General features: G+C 64.2%; 12 protein-coding genes and 1 pseudogene. 5 read left to right on the top strand and 8 right to left on the bottom strand.

Annotated features, from left to right (window positions below; translation table 11 throughout):
* Positions 1 to 87: 87 nt before the first annotated feature.
* The 3 genes from AS156_RS14760 to AS156_RS14750 form a co-directional block, all read right to left on the bottom strand.
* Positions 88 to 1,680 carry a rhodanese-like domain-containing protein gene (locus AS156_RS14760; protein WP_066505228.1) on the bottom strand — a complete coding sequence of 531 codons (1,593 nt, stop codon included), beginning with the start codon at positions 1,678 to 1,680 and terminating at the stop codon, positions 88 to 90.
* Positions 1,681 to 1,756: 76 nt separating this feature from the next.
* Positions 1,757 to 2,929, bottom strand: coding sequence for a cystathionine beta-lyase (metC, locus tag AS156_RS14755; protein ID WP_066505225.1), 1,173 nt, complete (start codon positions 2,927 to 2,929; stop codon positions 1,757 to 1,759).
* A 4-nt stretch (positions 2,930 to 2,933) separates the two neighbouring features.
* Positions 2,934 to 3,419, bottom strand: a complete 486-nt coding sequence (locus tag AS156_RS14750; RefSeq protein ID WP_283807920.1) for a cysteine dioxygenase family protein — start codon at positions 3,417 to 3,419, stop codon at positions 2,934 to 2,936.
* Between the two features lie 223 nt (positions 3,420 to 3,642).
* Here AS156_RS14750 and AS156_RS14745 point away from each other — a divergent pair, with 223 nt between their 5' ends.
* From AS156_RS14745 to AS156_RS14735, 4 genes and pseudogenes are all read left to right on the top strand, one after another.
* A complete protein-coding gene (locus AS156_RS14745) occupies positions 3,643 to 4,515 on the top strand; it encodes a LysR substrate-binding domain-containing protein (protein WP_066505222.1) in 873 nt (290 codons plus the stop codon).
* A gap of 227 nt (positions 4,516 to 4,742) precedes the next feature.
* Positions 4,743 to 5,658: pseudogene (locus tag AS156_RS45995) on the top strand (diguanylate cyclase); the annotation flags it as partial.
* 1 nt (position 5,659) lies between these two features.
* Positions 5,660 to 7,837 (top strand): putative bifunctional diguanylate cyclase/phosphodiesterase (locus AS156_RS14740; protein ID WP_245312814.1); only part of this gene is annotated, 2,178 nt, incomplete at its 5' end.
* A gap of 71 nt (positions 7,838 to 7,908) precedes the next feature.
* On the top strand, positions 7,909 to 8,313 hold the full coding sequence (locus AS156_RS14735) for a YccF domain-containing protein (RefSeq protein ID WP_066505220.1): 405 nt from the start codon (positions 7,909 to 7,911) through the stop codon (positions 8,311 to 8,313).
* A gap of 9 nt (positions 8,314 to 8,322) precedes the next feature.
* Here the strand turns inward: AS156_RS14735 and AS156_RS14730 are convergent, their stop codons facing one another.
* Genes AS156_RS14730 through AS156_RS14710 form a run of 5 tightly spaced genes read right to left on the bottom strand, consistent with a single transcriptional unit; the run spans position 8,323 to position 12,619 of the window.
* Positions 8,323 to 8,715 (bottom strand): VOC family protein, encoded by a 393-nt coding sequence (locus tag AS156_RS14730; protein WP_066505218.1) that lies wholly within the window; start codon positions 8,713 to 8,715, stop codon positions 8,323 to 8,325.
* Positions 8,716 to 8,739: 24 nt separating this feature from the next.
* Positions 8,740 to 9,621 (bottom strand): isocitrate lyase/PEP mutase family protein, encoded by an 882-nt coding sequence (locus tag AS156_RS14725; RefSeq protein ID WP_066505362.1) that lies wholly within the window; start codon positions 9,619 to 9,621, stop codon positions 8,740 to 8,742.
* A 32-nt stretch (positions 9,622 to 9,653) separates the two neighbouring features.
* Positions 9,654 to 10,070, bottom strand: coding sequence for a Rieske (2Fe-2S) protein (locus tag AS156_RS14720; protein WP_066505216.1), 417 nt, complete (start codon positions 10,068 to 10,070; stop codon positions 9,654 to 9,656).
* A 10-nt stretch (positions 10,071 to 10,080) separates the two neighbouring features.
* Positions 10,081 to 11,202, bottom strand: coding sequence for an amidohydrolase family protein (locus AS156_RS14715; protein ID WP_066505215.1), 1,122 nt, complete (start codon positions 11,200 to 11,202; stop codon positions 10,081 to 10,083).
* A 28-nt stretch (positions 11,203 to 11,230) separates the two neighbouring features.
* Positions 11,231 to 12,619, bottom strand: coding sequence for an MFS transporter (locus AS156_RS14710; RefSeq protein WP_066505213.1), 1,389 nt, complete (start codon positions 12,617 to 12,619; stop codon positions 11,231 to 11,233).
* Positions 12,620 to 12,707: 88 nt separating this feature from the next.
* Here AS156_RS14710 and AS156_RS14705 point away from each other — a divergent pair, with 88 nt between their 5' ends.
* Positions 12,708 to 13,643 carry a LysR family transcriptional regulator gene (locus tag AS156_RS14705; RefSeq protein ID WP_066505211.1) on the top strand — a complete coding sequence of 312 codons (936 nt, stop codon included), beginning with the start codon at positions 12,708 to 12,710 and terminating at the stop codon, positions 13,641 to 13,643.
* The last annotated feature ends 5 nt before the right edge of the window (positions 13,644 to 13,648 follow it).

The following is a 13,648-nucleotide window of genomic DNA, read 5'->3' as shown; positions in this document are numbered from 1 at the left end:
CCGCCGTCAGGAAGAGTGCGAAGACCGTGATTCCCAATGTGCTCGCGCATAGCGTTCTTCGCATCGTTCTGCTCTCCTGATTCGTTGCTATCGAAAGACGAAACGTGCTCGCTCCTGCGAGTCGATCTGCCGGACGAGATTCGTCTCCCATTCGAGATATTGGCGCGCAGCCTGCTTGTTGCCGTCATGCCGGTTGTGCACAAAGAACAAAAAGTCGATGCAATCCGAATCCGGCGGCTGATCGGGACTGGCGACGATCGGCACGCCGGCCGCGCGCCACTGCTCCGGCGCGCCGCAATGAATTCGGACCTGAGTGGCGCCTTGCTCGCGCAGCGTCTCGGATGCAAGAGCCGCAACGGCGGGCGACGAAGCGATCAGAATGACCGGCTTGTCCGGCACGAGGCGCAGGCTGTCGAGGCACGGGCGAATCGACCAGCGTGCTCCGGCGAGATGGCCGGCGCGAAACTCCATGCTCGAGCGGAGATCGACCAGCTGGCAGCCGCCATGCCGCAGTTCGTCCGCCAGCTCCTGAACAGACAACGCAACCGGTCGGGGCGGCCGGATCGCGGCCACCGGCGCCACGGCAACGCGGGCAGCGGTGCCCTGCTTCAGGACAACGGCTTCCCAACCCATCTGCGTCAGCCAGCTCGCCACGACCCGTGCACGGATCCCTTCGTCGTCGAACAGGATGAGCCGCGCGCGCTGCACACCGACATATTGATCGGTCGCCTGGATCAACTGCCCGCCCGGCGTATGCTGGGCGCCCGGCAGCGAGCCGCGCGCGAACTCCTCAGGCGTGCGCACGTCGCACAGGAAGGTCGTCCGGTCCGTCGCGGAGAGCCATTGTTGCGCCGTCGTCTCATCGACGACAACGACGCCGAATCGATCCGCGAGCGCCTCGGCCCGCGCCCGCCGGCCTTCGATCTCGGATGGCTGCACCACCTGGTCGTGGCGACGCTGCACGCCGTGTTCGAGCTCCAGATCCGCCAGGAACCAGCCCTGCGTGCCGTTCTCGAGAGCCAGGACTGGATTGGGCAGCCCAAGGTTGATCAGCGTCTGAGCCCCGATGATGCTGCGGGTGCGGCCCGCGCAGTTCACGACGATGGTAGTGTTTCTGTTCGGCACCAGATCGTCGATGCGAAGCGCGAGCTCTCCGTTCGGGCACGAGGTGGCGCCCGGGATGCTCATCTTCTTGAACTCCGCGAAGGTCCGCCCGTCGAGCACGACCAGATCGTCCTTTCTTTTGATCCGGTCCGCCAGCTCGCGGGCACCGATGCGCGGCGTATCGAAGACATGCTCGGCCAGTTCGCCGAATGTCTTGCTCGGCAGGTTGACGCCGGCGAATAGCCCGTAACCCGCGGCTGCCCATCCCTTCGTGCCTTCCTCAAGCACCGAGATGTCGGAATATCCCATGCGCGCGAGACGTGCGGCGGCGCGTTCAGCAATCCCGCGGCCGTCCTTGTCATAGACGACGATCCGGACGTTCAGCCGCGGCACCAGCCGCGTGATATCGCATTCGAGGCGGCTGAAGGGCACGTTCACCGCAAAGAACAGATGCGCCTCGCCGTATTGACCGTGTTCGCGGACATCGAGAAGCGCAATTTCCTGCTCATCGCCCAGCCAGGCTTTCAGGGCAGTTGCGCTGACGCGCCCGATCGTCGTTTTGGATTGTGGAGGCATCGTTCCTTGACTCATGAGATCGACAGGGCACTGTGGAGGCGGTGCGAAAAGTGTTCAAAGCCGGACCATCGCAGCATCAGGCCTCGAGCGACCGGAAGGCTTGACGAAGGTCGGCAATGAGATCCTCGGGATTCTCGAGCCCGATATGCAAGCGCACGACGCGCCCACGCTGCGACCAGTCGCTGATGGTGCGCGCCTTCGCCATATCGGTGGGCACCACGAGACTTTCGAAGCCGCCCCACGAGGCTCCCACGCCAAACAGCCGGAGCCGGTCGACGGCCGCCTCGACATCCGCCTGCGCGTATTCGCTGCGGAACTCGACCGACAACAGACCATTGGTGCCGTGGAAGTCGCGCCGCCAGAGCTCGTGTCCCGGATGGTTCGGAAGCGCCGGGCAGATCACCCGAGTGACTTGCGGCTGCTGCTCCAGCCACTGCGCCACCAGCATGGCATGGCGTTCGTGCATCGCCATCCGCGGCGCCAGGCTCCGCAACCCGCGCAGCACGAGATACGCGTCGTCGGCGCCTACGGTCTGACCGAAATCGACCGACGCAAGGTGGACCGCCTTCCATGCCCGCTCGTTGGTCACGAGCGCGCCCATCATCACGTCGGCATGGCCGCTTAGATATTTCGTCGCGGCGAGCACGGAGATGTCGGCCCCCAGGGATAGCGGACGATAGAGAAGGCCGGAGCCCCATGTGTTGTCGACAGCCAGCAGGCAGCCGCATCGCCGGGCCAGTTCGGCGACCGCCGGCAGGTCGATCATCTCGAACACCAGCGAACCCGGACATTCGGCATAGATCAGCTTGGTCTCGGGGCGCAGCCGCGCGGCGAGGTCGCTGCCGTCGGGCATGTAGAACTCGACGTTGATCCCAAGTCGCGCGAGATGCTTGGCGCAGAAGCGACGAACCGGCTCATAGACGGCGTCCGTGACCAAGACGTGATCGCCGGGTTGCAGCAGCCCGAGCATCACGTTCGCGATCGCGGCCTGCCCCGTTGGAAAGAGCTGTGCCCGATGGCCGCCTTCCAGCTCGACCAGCGCATCCTCAAGCGCGAAGGTGCTGTCGGTTCCGCGTGCCCCGTAGGAGGCAACGCGCTGCTCCTCCCGAACCGTGCGCGTTTGCCGCCAGTGCGAGACGCTTTCGAACACGTAGGTGCTCGCCCGCGTGACCGGCGTGTTCACCCATCCGACATGAGGTCGGCCGGCGCGCAGGAGCCGCGTCGAACCGCTGAGCGAGTCTTCTCCCACCGGCTCAGTTCCGCGTCTTCACGCCGATTTTCATCACCTCGCACGTGCCTTTGTCGAGATCGTAGACAAGGCGTTCGTCGAGCGTCTCCAATGCACGGCCGTACATGTGCAGGTGGCGGATGATGACGTCGTCGCCTTCGATGTGCACCGAATGAATGTCGTCAGGCATGAGCGCGATGCCGGAACCCGGCTCGATGATCACCTTTTTCGGGGCGCCAAGCACGCCGACCCCGGGCTTGGAACCGTCGTCCAGGCGCTCATAGAGGTAATTGGTCTCCGCGCCTTCGACGGCCGCGATGCAGGCCCACGTCGTGTGATTGTGCGGGGGGATCTTTTTGCCTGAGCGCATGACGTTGAGGTAGAGCGCGTAGGTCTGATCGTCGTCCTGCGCGATCAGATAGCGCGCCTGCTGCTCGCCGTCCGAGGGCGCCGGATACCGGTCGCTCGCCCACCAGTCGCGATGCGACGCGAGGTCCAGGACGACGCCCAAGGCGCCTTCCAGCTTCGCAGGCGTGACACCTCCACCTAAAGCATCTCTAATGTTTGAGACTGCCGAATGGATGGCGCTCATGTGAGGGTGGGCACTTGGCACGCTCGTATCCCCTTCTTTTCAAGGCTCTAGGCTTACGCTACCGTTTGAGCCGCCGACGGTACAAATTAGAATGACAGTTAAACACATTAGGAATTCTTATGTAATTTCCTAAGGAGACCTGATGATCAATCTCGATATCGACCTGCTCAGGACGCTTGTCGCCGTCGAACAGCACGGAACGTACGCCGCGGCGGCAGAGGCGGTGTTGAGAACACAATCCGCCGTGACGCAGCAGATGCAGCGCCTGGAGCAGATGCTCGGCATGCCCCTGTTCGAGCAACGCGGTCGCGGAAAAACCTTCACGCGGCAGGGAGAGATGCTTGCGCGCTACGCGCGGCAGATCCTCGTCATCAATGACGAAGCTGTCAGGGCCATGACCGGCAAGCAACTCGAAGGTACCGTGCGGATCGGGTCGCCGCTCGATGTCGCCGACTCCCTGCTGCCGACCATCCTCACTCACGTCGCGCGCTCCTTGCCCAGCATCAAGATGGAGATTCGCGTCGACCGCAGCCCGTTCCTGATGGATGCCCTCCATGCCGGCGACATCGATCTGACGGTTTCCACCAGGTTCGATCAAACCCTGGAAGGCATGGTGGTCCGCCGGACACCCACCGTCTGGCTGTGTTCCGCCGACTATGTTCACGACCCCGAGCAACCCGTCCCGCTGGTGCTCGCCGATGAGCCAAGTATTTTCAGACGTGTTGCCCTCAATGCGCTGGAGCAGTCGCGCGTTGCCTGGCGCGCAAATTACGTGGCGCCCAATCTCGTAGGCATCAAGGCGGGGTTGCGCGCGGGTCTTGGAATCACCGCGCGCGGGGTCGATTTCCTCAATCCCGAATTCAGGGTGCTGGGCGAGACCGACGGGCTGCCGAAGCTGCCTGACATGACCTATTTTCTCTGGACCAGACCCGGTGCACTGGTCCCGTTGACGCGGCACGTCTACGACCTTCTGACCCGCAGCATGGGCCTGACCGAACCCGGCCGACGGACCTGACATCGCCGCCTTGCCAGAAGCATTCGGTGGCCCGGCGAAACATATCAGTCCCCCCGCGCGGCATGGGTCTGCGCTGGAACCCGTATTCATCCGCAAAATGAGCGAGTTGCCCGCCTCACACAACCAGTGCGATCGACGATTCGACTCACCGATTAAGCGTTGAGTAACCGGTTTTCCTAACGGCTTGTGCGAACTCAGCGGCTTATCCATGCCGCCAGGGGATTGGCATGCGTGGATCGATGCAGGGGCAGGCGGACGTCCCATCAGAACAGGGCGAGAGACCATGGCGCACGGCGGCGCTCCGCGGGCCGGTGCTGTGGCTGACCGTCTGCGGCGCCCTGCTGGTCGCGGCAATCTTCGCCGGCACCATCATGATGGTCGGCGAATTCCGCGAGCGTGCCTTGGTCAACAGCGAGCGCGAGCTGGAGAATACCGTCCTGCTGCTCGCCCGCCACTTCGATCAGCAGTTCGAGGACTCCGACATCATCGCCGAGAACATGATCGACAAGCTGCGAATTTCCGACATCTCCTCGCCTGAGGTTTTCAGGGCGAAGATGGCGACGCCGGAAACGCATCAGATGCTCGAGGCCAGGGGCGTCTCGTTCCTCGGAAAGATCTCGTTGTTCGACAATGAGGGCAAGGTCATCACCTGGTCGGGCGATCTGCCGCCGCCGGCCAGGCTCGACATCTCCGGGCGCGACTATTTCAAGAGCTTCAAATTCGATGCACATCCGGAGCCGGTGCGCAGCGAAACCCTCCGCAGCCTGCTGGTCGGCGGCCTCAGCACCATCATCGCGCATCGCCTGAGCGGACCGGACGGCACCTTCCTCGGCGTCATGACCCGGCGCATCGACCCCCTGAACTACGAGAAGTTCTTTGCCTCGGTTACACCGGGGGCGAGCGCGACGATTACCATGGTCCACACCGACGGAACCCTGCTCGCACGTTATCCGCATGTCGATGCGTTGATCGGCCGCCAGCTCTCCCGCGCGCATCTGGTCGAACTCGCGGCGCGCGAGGGCGGCCAGCATACGATGCGCATGATCAGCCCGATCGACGGCAGCGCACGGCTCGGCTCCGCCGCGAAGCTCGGCCATTTTCCCGCCGTCGTGATCGCCACCAACACAGTGGAGGCCGCGCTCGNCGGGCGCAGACCCGCTTCCTGATCTCAGCAGCGACGCTCGCAGCCACGGTCGTCGCGCTGGTGCTGTATGTCCTGATCCGGCAGATCAGGCGGCAGAATCGCGAGGCGCAGCAGCGGCTCGAAGCGGAGCGGCAGCGGCTCGACACCGCGCTCAACAACATGATCCAGGGGCTCGTGCTGTTCGACGCCTCGGCGCGCATGGTGGTCTGCAACCAGCGTTATCTCGACATGTGCGGGCTCGCGGCCGACCTCATCAAGCCCGGCTGCAGCTTCGAGGAGGTGATGCGGCATCGCAAGGTGACCGGATCATTCGTCGGCGACGTCGACGAGTTCTGCGCGACGGTCCGCACCAATATCGCGAACGGACAGGTGACGGAGGTCGTCACTCCCACCATCGATGGGCGCAGCTTCTCGATCGTCAACCAGCCGCTGGCCCATGGCGGTTGGGTCGCCACGCTCGAGGACATCACGGAACGGCGCAACCTGGAACAGGAGCGCGACCGCAACAACGCCTTCCTGCGCGAGATCGTGGACCATATCCCCTCGCAGATCACGGTGAAGGATGCCCATACGCGCCGCTATCTGCTGGTCAACCGCGTCGCCGAGACCCATTTCGGCACCTCGCGCGAGAACATCATCGGCAAGACGGCGCTCGACATCTTCCCGCCGGCGCACGCCCAGGTGATCGCCGAAGACGACAACATGGTCCTGGAATCGGCCGACGGCTTCTTCAAGGATGAACACCGCTGGCTCAGCCATATCACCGGCGAGCATTACATCACCTCGCGCCGGATCGGCATCCGCGACCAGGCCGGCATGCCGCGCTATATCATCACCGTCGTGGACGACGTCACCGAGCGGCGGCGCGCCAACGAGCGGATCGCACATCTCGCTCACTACGACGCCCTGACGGATCTGCCGAACCGCGTGCTGTTCCGCGAGCAGATCGAGCGCGAGCTGGAGAAGGCAAAGCAAGGCCAGCAATTCGCCCTGCTCTACATCGACATCGACGAATTCAAGAGCATCAACGATTCGCTCGGCCACCATGTCGGCGACGAGCTGCTCAAGACCATTGCCGGCCGCATCAAGGCCTGTCTATGCGAAGGCGACCTCATCGCGCGGCTCGGCGGCGACGAGTTCGCGGTGATCCAGACCGCGATCCGCGGCATCAGCGATGTCGAGGATTTCGTCGCCAGCGTGCATCGCGCGATCCGGCAGCCCTGCGACTGCCTCGGCCATCATCTGTCGACCGACGCCAGCATCGGCGTCGCGCTGGCGCCGCGCGACGGTACCGACCTCGACCAGCTGATCCGCAATGCCGACATCGCGATGTACGGCGCCAAGGCCGAGGGCCGCCGCACCCACCGCTTCTTCGAGCCCGAGATGGGCGCGATGGCCCGCGCGCGGCTGACGATGGAACAGGATCTGCGCCAGGCGATGACCGACGGCGGCTTCGAGATCCACTATCAGCCGCTGCTCGACCTCAACAGCAACCAGGTGACGGGCTGCGAGGCGCTGCTGCGCTGGCGGCATGCCGAGCGCGGCTTGATCTCGCCGGCCGAATTCATCCCGATCGCCGAGGACACCGGCCTGATCGGCGAGCTCGGCGAATGGGTGCTGCGGACCGCCTGCATGGAAGCGGCGAAATGGCCCGATCACATCCGCCTTGCCGTCAACGTGTCCCCGATCCAGTTCAAGAACATCAGCCTGGCGCTGAAGGTCGCGAGCGCGCTCGACGCCTCCCGCCTGAAGCCGAGCCGGCTCGAGCTCGAGATCACGGAAGCCGTGCTGATCGGCGACGACGAGATGGCGCTCGCGATCCTGCACCAGCTGCGTGCCATCGGCGTGCGCATCGCGCTCGACGATTTCGGCACCGGTTATTCCTCGCTGAGCTACCTGAAGCGTTTCCCGTTCGACAAGATCAAGATCGACCGCAGCTTCGTCAGCGACATCACCGTCGACGGCTCGGCGACGATCGTGCAGTCGGTGGTGAACATCGCCACCTCGCGCAACATGACCACGACCGCGGAAGGCGTCGAAACCGAACAGCAGCGCGACCTGCTGCGCGAACTCGGCTGCACCGAGATGCAGGGCTATCTGTTCAGCCCGCCGAAGCCGGCCACCGAGCTCAGGCGCCTGCTCGGCCCATCCGGCGAACCGGCGCTCGTGCGCGCTTAAGGCGCACCTACCGCAGCGACTGCCGCCGGCCTATATTGAGCGCAGTTCCACGCGGCACGAAGGTGTTTGCCATGCAGCCTGTGTCTATCCTCCTGAACATCCTCTGGATTCTGATCGGCGGCGCGTGGATGGCGTTCGGCTGGCTGATTGCCGCCGTGATCATGGCAATCACCATCATCGGCCTGCCCTGGGCACGCGCCGCCTTCAACATCGCCGTTTACACGCTCCTGCCGTTTGGCTCGCGCGCCGTGCGCCGCGATGAAGTCACCGGCTATTCCGATATCGGCACCGGGCCACTCGGCATGATCGGCAATCTGATCTGGTTCATCCTGGCCGGCTGGTGGCTTGCGATCGGCCACGTGATCACCGCGATCCTGCTGGCGGTGACCATCATCGGCATCCCCTTCGCCTGGGCGCATCTCAAGCTCGCCGGCATCGCGCTGTGGCCGATCGGCAAGGTGATCGTGCCGGCGTAAGACGCGGCATCACGCCGCCGCGTAGGACGCGACCTCAATCAGATTGCCGTCCGGATCACTGCAATAGACTGATACGATGGGGCCGAGCGCGCCTGACCGCGTGACTGGTCCTGATATGTCGCGGACCTCGCAGTGCCGAAAATGGTCCAGCACCTGGTCCGGCGGCGACGTCGTGATGAAGCACAGGTCAAGCGAGCCGGGAGCATCCGCCGCACAAGTTTTCCAGTTCGCGGCCCCGGTCCGGCGTACGTTGAATTTCTGCTGGCCGAACACGAGCGCGGTTCGGCCATCGCCATAGCTCTCGGTCCTCATGCCGAGAACCTTCCGGTACCAGGCGACGGTCCGATCGGGATCCGTGCAGTTCAGAACAACGTGGTCGATCCGATCGAGCTCGAACGCCATGCGATGGCCCCCTCAGCGCGAAGATCAGCCGGCAAGCTTCAGCGAAGGATCGCGGAAGCGCTCGCGCAGCGGGTCCCATTCATTGGCGCCGACGCGCGCGAACCCGGCCTTGATATTCATGTCGCCCGCCGGGACCGGGTGCTTGTCCTGCGACCTCAGCCCGGCCAGCACGTCGTCGCAGGTGCCGATCACCGCCTTGAACAGCATGCCGGGGAAGATCATGATCCGGAAGCCCATGGCGCGCGCATCCGAGATCGTGACCTCCGGCGTCTTGCCCTTCCAGACGACGTTGAGCAGGCAGGGCCCCTTCACCAGCTTCGGGACCGCGCGCACTTCCTCCAGCGTCTGCGGCGCCTCGATGAAGGCGACGTCGGCGCCGGCATCGAGCGCGGCATTGGCGCGGCGCACGGCCTCGTCAAACCCGACGACGGCGCGCGCATCGGTGCGTGCGATGATCGTGAAGTTCGGATTGGCTTTCGCAGACTTCGCGGCGCGGATCTTGGGCAGGAACTCGTCCAGCCCGACCACTTCCTTGTTGTCGAGATGCCCGCAGCGCTTCGGAAAGGTCTGATCCTCGATCTGGATCGCGGCAACACCACGCTTCTCGTACTCGCGAACCGTCCGGATCACGTTGAGCTCATTGCCGTAGCCGGTATCGGCGTCGGCAATCAGCGGGATATTGAGGACGTTGGTCATGCGCGCCGCATTGTCAGCCATCTCGCTCATGGTCACGAGGCCGTAGTCCGGAAAGCCGAGCGTTGCCGCGACGCCCGCGCCGGTCATGTAGCAGGCGGAATAGCCCGCCTGCTCGACCATGCGCGCGGTGATACAGTCATAGGCGCCCGGCGCGACGATCATCTCGCCGCTCTTCAGCATGCTTGCGAACTTGTCGGCCTGGGTGGTCATGGCGTTCTCCTTCTCGGTCATTGCGTGTTGGCTCAGGCGGCTGAGGCGTCGGAATCCTGTGTGTCCGCCGCTCCCCTCGCAACCAGAAGATAGATCTTCCGCTCCCGCTCGATCACTTCGTAGAAGCGCAGCCGCGTCGGCACCTTCCTGTAGAGTTCGTCTCCCGTCTTCAGATCGTATTCGAAGCCGTGCCAGGGACAGACCAGAATTTCGCCCTCGCGGTCATAAGCGAGATCGCCCGGCGCCGAGGGGGGCCATGTGCCGCCGATGATCCCCTTGCAGATCGCCGCGCCCTTGTGCGGGCACCGGTTCCGCACGGCTCTGATCGTGCCGTCGCGCAAGCGCGTCACGCCGATGTTCAGCGTTCCCTGCTTGATGATCTTGAACTTGCCCTCGACCAGCTCAGCCGCGTCGCCGACGAGAATCTCCTCCCGTTCCGGGATTGCCATGCACGCCTCCTCAACTCAGCCGCAGAACATTGCGGGCATTCTGTCGCATGATCTTGTCGCGGTCGGCCGGCGCGAGCATGCGCAGCGATTGCATCGGCATGTCGTTGTCCCAGTGCGGATAGTCCGTACTGAAGCAGAGGTTGTCGACGCCGATCATCTTGACGATCCTTTCCAGATCGCGCGGATCGGCCGGCTCCTCGATCGGCTGGGTGGTGAACCACACATGTTCCGCGACATACTCGATCGGCGATTTCTTGACCCAGGGCACTTCGTGGCGCAGTCCGCGCCACAGCCGATCCATGCGCAACATCGCCGGCAACGGCCAGACGAAGCCATATTCCACGAACAGCACGCGCAGGCGCGGGAATCGCTCGAAGATTCCGTTCATGATCAGGCTGGTCAGGTTGGCCTCCGCGGCCTGCGATAAGGTGACGTAACGCTCGATATAGGTGTCAGGCAGCCCGCCGGCCGGCATCGGGGCGCCGGCATAAATGCCTTCGGCACCGGTGACGTGCAGGAAGATCGGCAGGTCAAGCTCCTGCGCCGCCTCGTAGATCGGCCACCAATATCGATTGCCGAGAGCGATTGCGATGGGCGGTACGGCGACGGCACAAATCTGACTGTGCTTGCCGACCCGGCGGATCTCCGACGCCGACGCGTTCGGATCCTGCGAGGGAACCACGATGGCGTAACGCAGCCGGCGATCGATCGGCAGCCATTCCTCGATGTAGTAGTCGTTGGCCGCGCTCGCGATGATCAGGCTTTCGTCCGCGCTCGCCAGCACCGCGCACATCGCGCCGGTCTGCAGGCTGTTGAGCGCGCAGATGCCGATGTCGTTGGCGTCGAGCAGGTCTGACACCAGAAAGTGCGGATCGGAGCCCGCGAACTCTCCGTCGCGCGGGCTGGCATCCTCCCGCACGATGAACCCATTGGGATGGGCGAAGCGCATGATCAGCCCGGCTGCGGCCTGGCCGGCGCGCTTGCGCTCGAAGCGCTCGCGCCACGCCAGCGGCATGTAGGGGTATAAGCTCGCAAAGCCCTGCTTCAGAAGCGGATGGACGTCGCAGTCGACGATGCCTGTCGCGACATCAGGACTGCCGGTCCCGCGCTCGAGCTCCGAAGTGACGCTCATGGTGTTGCTCCGTTCGGTTGATGGCGCTTCAGGCGTGAAGCCGGCGGCCGACTTCGGCGGGTGCTGTGGAGGCGGGCATCACCTCGATATCCTCCAGCGCGCGGCTCTGCGTCTCGCGTCCGAGGACAACGAGCGCGATAGCCTGAACGAGCAGGGCTCCGACCAGGAAGGCCGCCACGGCGGTCACGCCGAAATTCGTGAACAAGGCGACGATCACGAACTGGATGCCCGCGCCGGCGAGACGTCCGATGCTGTTCGCAACCGACACTCCGCGCAGACGCAGCCGTGTCGGGAAGAGCTCGGGAATGTAGAGGCCGAAGCCCAGCGCAACCAGCGCGTAGGCACAGAGCGTGAGGCCAAAGCCGACCGCGACGAGCTCGAGCTGGGTCTGGGTATAGACATAGAGCACGCCGAGGACACCCTGGAGCAGGGTCAACGTCACCAGCGTCTTGATGCGGCCGGTACGGTCTGCCAGCATGGCAGCTAACAGCCCGCCAAGCGGCGCACCGAGCCCCATCAACGCCGTGGAGGCCAGCGACGAATTCAGCGACAGTCCCTGCTTCACAAGAAAGGTCGGCACCCACGACAGGAAGCCGTAAAGCGAGATGCTGCCGACAATGCCGACAATGGTGCCGAGGATCGTCGAGCGGATCAGGTCCGGACCGAACAACTCCGAGAAGCGGCCAGTGTCGATCACCGCAGCCGTGCCCGGCTCGACTGGCGGCAGCGCGCCTTTCTTCGCCGCCTCGGCCTCGATCGCGCGAAGCAGCGCATCGGCCTCGCTTGCGCGGCCGCGCGACTCCAGCCAACGCGGCGACTCCGGCATGTTCTTGCGCATAACCCAAACCAGCAGCGCCGCGACACCGACGATCCCGAACATGTATTGCCAGCCGAAGGTTGGAATGATCCAGAGGCCGCCGAAACCGGTGGCGACCACCGCCGTATTGGTAAGGGCCGACAGGATAGCAACCGTCCGGCCACGCACCGCGCGCGGCATGAATTCCGACAGCGTCGAATAACCGATGACAATCTCCGCTCCCATCCCGATGCCCATCAGGAAGCGCAGCCCGATCAGCACCGCCATGTTCGGAGCGAAGGCGGCGGCGACCGAGGCGCCACCGAAGATCAGCAGATTGAACTGGTAGGAGAATCTGCGGCCGAGGCGATCACCGATCAGGCCGCTGGAGATGGTGCCGATCAGCATCCCGATGAAGGTCGCCGAGAGGAAGGTTGCGTTGGTGGCGAGGTCCGACCATCCGGACTTGATCAACGCGCTGAGAACGCCCGGCGCCATGTAGATGTCGCAGGCATCCAGGAACATCCCCGTGCCGATCAGGAGGATGATGCGACGGTGAAACGCGCAAAACGGAAGGCGGTCCAGTCGCGCGCCCGCATCGACGCCGATCGCTGCACTCATGGGAATTCCTCGCCGGCTTTTCTTGTGTTGCAATTTCGTTGCATGGGCCGGATTGAACAGCAAATCGGATTGTTCTATTGAACTATAAATGTCACTGATCAATATCTCGCCAGCGGATCTTGAGGCCTTCCTCACCGTCGCCGAGTCCGGCAGCTTCAGCCGAAGCGCCGCCACGCTCGGCCTGTCGCAGCCGGCGGTATCGGCGCGCATCAAGCATCTCGAAGACGTCCTCGGCGTTACGCTGTTCCACCGGACGAGCCGTCGGGTCGCCATCTCCGAATCCGGCGAGCGCTTGCGCATTCGCCTGGAACGCACCATGGGCGAACTGCGCGGCCTCCTGAAGGAGTTCGATGCCGAGGCTGGCTTGCGCAAGGGCCGCATCAGGATCGGCGCGTCGCCGTCGATCGCATCGAGCTTTCTTCCAACGGCGCTCGCGCAGTTCAACAAGCGCTGGCCGGAGATCGAGCTGTCGCTGCAGGATGACTTCTACGGGCGCGACCTCGCACGGCTGGCGAAGGGGGAAGTCGATTTCGCCGTCATTCCGTTCGACCAGTCGACCGAGCAGTTCCGCTTTGAGGGGCTGTTGCGCGATTCATTCGCGCCGATCGTCCCCAAAACGCACCGGCTCGCAAGCAAGAAGCGTGTCACACTGGCCGATCTGGCGAAGGAGCCGCTGGTGACAGTGCCGCCGGAGTCCGCCGCCTGGGCAACGCTGAAGGCTGCGTTCGGCAAGGCCGGGATCGCATTCCATCCGCACTTTCAAACCCGCAGCGCGCTGAGTGCGGTTGCAATGGTACGCGCCGGCATGGGCGTCGGATTCCTGACTCGGCTCGGCCGGGAGCAAATCATGACGAATGACGTGACAACTCTCGCCCTTGCGGATTTCGAGATCGGACGCAATGTCGGTATCGTCACCGTTCAGGGCCGGACCCTGTCTCGCGCCGCCACTACCTTGTGCAAGGTGCTTCGAGATGTGACGCGCGCCTATTCCGTCACGGCCAATGAAGGCCGAAGCAGAGCGTGAGATCT

The sequence above is a fragment of the Bradyrhizobium macuxiense genome, assembly GCF_001542415.1.
GTDB classification, from domain to species: domain Bacteria; phylum Pseudomonadota; class Alphaproteobacteria; order Rhizobiales; family Xanthobacteraceae; genus Bradyrhizobium; species Bradyrhizobium macuxiense.
Note: the sequence above shows the minus strand (reverse complement) of the source record. Positions and strands in the feature narration are given on the sequence as shown.

What these genes read in the sequence shown, in the direction of transcription:
- AS156_RS14715 (WP_066505215.1), bottom strand. Translation starts at nt 11,202, where the DNA reads ATGAGCGTCACTTCGGAGCTCGAGCGCGGGACCGGCAGTCCTGATGTC.
- AS156_RS14705 (WP_066505211.1), top strand. Translation starts at nt 12,708, where the DNA reads ATGTCACTGATCAATATCTCGCCAGCGGATCTTGAGGCCTTCCTCACC.
- AS156_RS14725 (WP_066505362.1), bottom strand. Translation starts at nt 9,621, where the DNA reads ATGACCACCCAGGCCGACAAGTTCGCAAGCATGCTGAAGAGCGGCGAG.
- AS156_RS14720 (WP_066505216.1), bottom strand. Translation starts at nt 10,070, where the DNA reads ATGGCAATCCCGGAACGGGAGGAGATTCTCGTCGGCGACGCGGCTGAG.
- AS156_RS14735 (WP_066505220.1), top strand. Translation starts at nt 7,909, where the DNA reads ATGCAGCCTGTGTCTATCCTCCTGAACATCCTCTGGATTCTGATCGGC.
- AS156_RS14745 (WP_066505222.1), top strand. Translation starts at nt 3,643, where the DNA reads ATGATCAATCTCGATATCGACCTGCTCAGGACGCTTGTCGCCGTCGAA.
- AS156_RS14760 (WP_066505228.1), bottom strand. Translation starts at nt 1,680, where the DNA reads ATGCCTCCACAATCCAAAACGACGATCGGGCGCGTCAGCGCAACTGCC.
- AS156_RS14710 (WP_066505213.1), bottom strand. Translation starts at nt 12,619, where the DNA reads ATGAGTGCAGCGATCGGCGTCGATGCGGGCGCGCGACTGGACCGCCTT.
- AS156_RS14730 (WP_066505218.1), bottom strand. Translation starts at nt 8,715, where the DNA reads ATGGCGTTCGAGCTCGATCGGATCGACCACGTTGTTCTGAACTGCACG.